At 27.9% G+C, this 4,108-nt stretch carries 5 protein-coding genes; 4 read left to right on the top strand and 1 reads right to left on the bottom strand.

The annotated features are described in order from the left end of the window. Positions 1 to 257 precede the first annotated feature (257 nt). Positions 258 to 1,472, top strand: coding sequence for a macrolide family glycosyltransferase (locus COL3_RS26520; RefSeq protein ID WP_008420185.1), 1,215 nt, complete (start codon positions 258 to 260; stop codon positions 1,470 to 1,472). A gap of 130 nt (positions 1,473 to 1,602) precedes the next feature. Here the strand turns inward: COL3_RS26520 and COL3_RS26515 are convergent, their stop codons facing one another. Continuing rightward, positions 1,603 to 1,941, bottom strand: coding sequence for a hypothetical protein (locus COL3_RS26515; protein WP_008420183.1), 339 nt, complete (start codon positions 1,939 to 1,941; stop codon positions 1,603 to 1,605). Positions 1,942 to 2,612: 671 nt separating this feature from the next. On the opposite strand from COL3_RS26515, the gene COL3_RS29045 reads away from it, so the two are divergent. The 3 genes from COL3_RS29045 (at position 2,613) to COL3_RS26505 (ending at position 3,968) form a co-directional block, all read left to right on the top strand. Continuing rightward, complete coding sequence (locus COL3_RS29045) at positions 2,613 to 2,783, top strand: hypothetical protein (protein WP_008420181.1); 171 nt, start codon at positions 2,613 to 2,615, stop codon at positions 2,781 to 2,783. Positions 2,784 to 2,960: 177 nt separating this feature from the next. Beyond that, a complete protein-coding gene (locus tag COL3_RS26510) occupies positions 2,961 to 3,341 on the top strand; it encodes a hypothetical protein (RefSeq protein WP_008420178.1) in 381 nt (126 codons plus the stop codon). Positions 3,342 to 3,464: 123 nt separating this feature from the next. Further along, positions 3,465 to 3,968 carry a nucleoside deaminase gene (locus tag COL3_RS26505; protein ID WP_008420175.1) on the top strand — a complete coding sequence of 168 codons (504 nt, stop codon included), beginning with the start codon at positions 3,465 to 3,467 and terminating at the stop codon, positions 3,966 to 3,968. Positions 3,969 to 4,108 lie beyond the last annotated feature (140 nt).

The following is a 4,108-nucleotide window of genomic DNA, read 5'->3' as shown; positions in this document are numbered from 1 at the left end:
GTATAGACTAAATACAATTTATAAATGATTTGAGGTCCATCAGCTATAATAATTGAATAAATGTGATATAATACATTTTGGCTAAATTGCACAAATAAGTAGCCAATGGAGGTTGATTAGGTAGAAATACTTAGTCTACCTTTATTTTTGTCTATATATTCTATTTATTAATAATAGATATGTATTTCTTGGGTTGACACAAAATAACATTGTAGTAAAATTATATATGAAACAAAGAATGGAAGTGAAGTTAATTTATGTCAAAAGTACTTTTTTTAAGTATACCTGCTCATGGCCATGTTAATCCTACATTAGGATTAGTAAATGAATTAATAAAACAAGGAGAAGATATTACTTATTTTTGCTCAGAAGATTTTAAAGAAAAAATTGAAAAAACAGGCGCTGAATTTAAAAGTTATAGAGTAGAAGCAAATATTTTTAAAAGGAAACACAATACTTCTAATGATATGGAGCTAGATAAACTTCTTAATTATATAAATGAAATACTTAAATCAAGTGATAAAATTATAAAGGATATTCTAAATCAAATTGAGGATAAAAAATTTGATTATATTATATACACATCCATGTTTCCTTTTGGGAATATCATTGCTCAGATATTAAGAATACCTTCGGTTTCTTCTTTTGCAGTGTTCGCTACCCCTAAAGAATTAGTGTCTCAACACAAAGAATTAATGGATGAAAAGTTAATAAAAAATCATCCAGCTATAGATACTTACAAAAAAGTTTCAAGACAATTAAAAGAAGCTTTTAATGTGGAAATGTCCCATAATATTTTTGGATTATTTTTTAATAAGGGTGATATAAATATTGCATATACTTCTAAATATTTTCTTGCACATCCAGAATATTATGATGATAGTTTTAAATTTATAGGCCCACCAATATATGATAGAAAAGAAAACTTAGATTTTCCTTTTGAAAAATTAGAAGGAAAGAAAGTTGTTTATATTTCACTAGGAACAGTGTTTAATAATACTGATAGTAATCTCTATGATATCTTCTTTAAAACATTTGGTAACACTGATGAGGCTGTTGTAATGGCAGCATACAATGTAGATTTATCTGAATTTGATATACCTAATAACTTTATTGTAAGAAATTATGTTCCTCAATCAGAGGTCTTAAAGTATACTGATGTAGCAATAACGCATGCAGGGATGAATAGCACTAGTGACTTATTGTATAATAATGTACCTTTTGTAGCAATACCTATAGGAGCGGATCAACCATATATGGCAAAAAGAGCTGAAGAATTAGGTGCAACTATTTCTCTTGATAAGGATAATATTACTCCGGAAATTTTAAGGAAATCTGTTGAGAAGGTTTTAACTGATCCAAGTTATATTGAAAATATAAAAAAAATAAGTAATTCTTTTAAAGTATCTGGTGGTTATAAAAAAGCAGTTGAAGAAATTTTTAGGTTAAAAAGAGAAAAAGTATATTCTTAAAATATAGAAAATGTAGCTAGATTTGGTTTACACAAACTAGCTACATTCTCATCTAATTTGATTGTGGCATTTTTATCTTCAAGGTCTAGTCTGCCTGAAATATGGAAAGATTACTTGAAACTTGCTCTGATTATAAACGCCACATCCATTTTGAATGGATTGCTCCATTAGGTCCACACCAGTTTTGCTTCATAGCTAGAATCGCCCAGCCTTCCTTTAGTTCATGTTCTAAAGCGTATTTAATTCTGTAAAATTTATAGCTTAATTCTATTCTTTGGTATTCATTATTAATAGGGCAGTTCGTTCTTTTCACCTGTTCAATACAAATAATATTTCCGTTTAATGATTTGACTTCTTTTCTTATTATATTCATACGTTCATTGTAAACACGTCTAGAAGTCATTATACACATCCATGAGGCTATTATACCACCTACAAATGTTAAAAATAATACTAATTGTAATTCCATTCTAAACACCTCCGCACTAAAATTATTATATATTATACTTGTTATTAAACCACGTTTTATAATTAGTTCAAGTTATTCTGTTTCAAATATACACTTTGATACCTTAATTGTCGGTTTAGAAGCTTTTATGTGATAGCTTTATTAAATCTAAAGGACAAATCTTTTTATAAAGAAGATTATCTATGTTGTAAGTGTAGAGATTCAAATAACTTTAAAAGGATAAAGTAATACATCATATTAATAAAAGATGCAACCATTAATTTGGCTGCATCTTAAAAATATTTAAAAAGATAAGTAATTTGAATCATGTAATTATAATAATTGACACAAGATAGATAAAATATACAATAAATTTTTTAAATATTTACAAACGGTAGATTAGGTAGAAATACTTAGTCTATCTTTATTTTTTGCTTTTTAATACAACAAATCAGATAAATCAGATAAAAATAGTCTTGTATGAAGTATAAAACTATGTTATTATTAATTTACACATTAAGCTAACAGCGATTGCGTTAGACTTCCAAGATAATTACAAAATTCTTTTTTAAGCATAAAGTCTTGATAGAGTAATAGGGAGTAAATTATATATTACCCTATTTCTTTATAAAGTAGAGATTAATATTATTTACATAGAATGATATATTGTTATAAAGTGAGGTGAAATAAATATGGGAAATTTAATTAAAATTAGCTTGTATGCTGAACTGAAAGGTAAAAAGAAAAATGAACTAAATTTACAAACAGTAGAAGAAGTTATTCAGAAATATAATGATTGGATAAAGAAGAGTAGTAGAGAGGATAAAATAGAAAACTATGAGGAATTTTTACAAGCTCAATAATCATTTTTAAAAGGGAGTAGGCAGTAGGAATATTGTTTGCTACCCTTTATTTTTATTTATGGAAAACTTGTCCAAAGTGTAGTAAGATACGATTATAAAGTATAAAGTAAAGTTATCGGAGTATTTATGAGTGAGGAAAAATTTAAAGTGAACCACTAAAAAAGGGTGATAAAAAATATGAGAAAAGTTATTTATATAATTGTTATTTGTTCATTACTTCTTATTGGTTGTAATAATAATGGTGTTACAATTAACTACGAGGGAAAAAGTGAAAGTTGGGATATATCTTACAGAATTGAAGGAAACGAAAAATCACATGATAGTTATTACATATTTAAATTTATCGGAAGTGATAATAAGCCGGAAAATGAAATAAAGTATCAAATTGATGGGCCTAAAGAGGGAGAAAGTGGTAAGTTATCTCTCGATAATCAAAATGAGTATGCTAGTAAAATGAGAATTACTGGAGGAATACCAAATATGTCTGATAGAGATATAAGAGTTAAGATAGATTGGAATGGCAAAACTGAAACTGCAAAGTTAAAAAGGGCTGAATAGGAGCGAACTTTGCTATACGATATTCTTGGAAGGCTCAACGATCGAGAATTTGTAGTTGGTGAACCAAAGTAAATTGTGGTGAAATGTCAGAATCTGTTAAATGTAATCGGGGGATAAGGAAAAATGGGCATAATGACTGTAGAAGAAAAAATGAGATTAGTTTTATCATTGGCTGAAGAAGGTGCGAAACAAGGGGAAATACCTATTGCTGCAATTATTTTTCATGGGGATAATATTGTTTCAAAAGCGTATACCACAGAAAAAAAAGAAGGACGATATTTGGTACATGCTGAATTACAAGTAATGATGGAGATGGATAAACAAAAGTGTTCAATAAAAACTAGAAAAGAAATGCAACTATTTACTAACCTAGAACCTTGTATGATGTGTTTGGGTACCGCAATACATTCATTTGTTGGTGAAATATATTATTCACTAGAATCTCCTACAGATGGTGGAGCAGTTTGGACAGAAAAAACTTGGAATGATTACCATCCAGAATCAATTTTTAAACTTCCGAAAGTATATGGCAAAATTTTAGAGGAAGAAAGCAAAGAATTATTTAAAAGGTTTCTAAACATTAATCCTAAGGGTGGAATTTCTGATTGGGTGAAAACGCTTATTTAATTTATTTCAACTTTATTTTGTCGGTGTAATAATATTCTCATAAAACGTAATAGTAAATTGTTGTGAACTTAATATATAATTACACTATTGATTAATGTAAAAGGAGGATACAATTATGAGGATTATAGAGACACAGCCCT

It is taken from the genome of Clostridium sp. LS (genome assembly GCF_002760435.1).
Taxonomy (GTDB): domain Bacteria; phylum Bacillota; class Clostridia; order Clostridiales; family Clostridiaceae; genus Clostridium.
The sequence above is the reverse complement of the archived record's forward strand: the minus strand, read 5'-3'. Positions and strand labels throughout refer to the sequence as shown.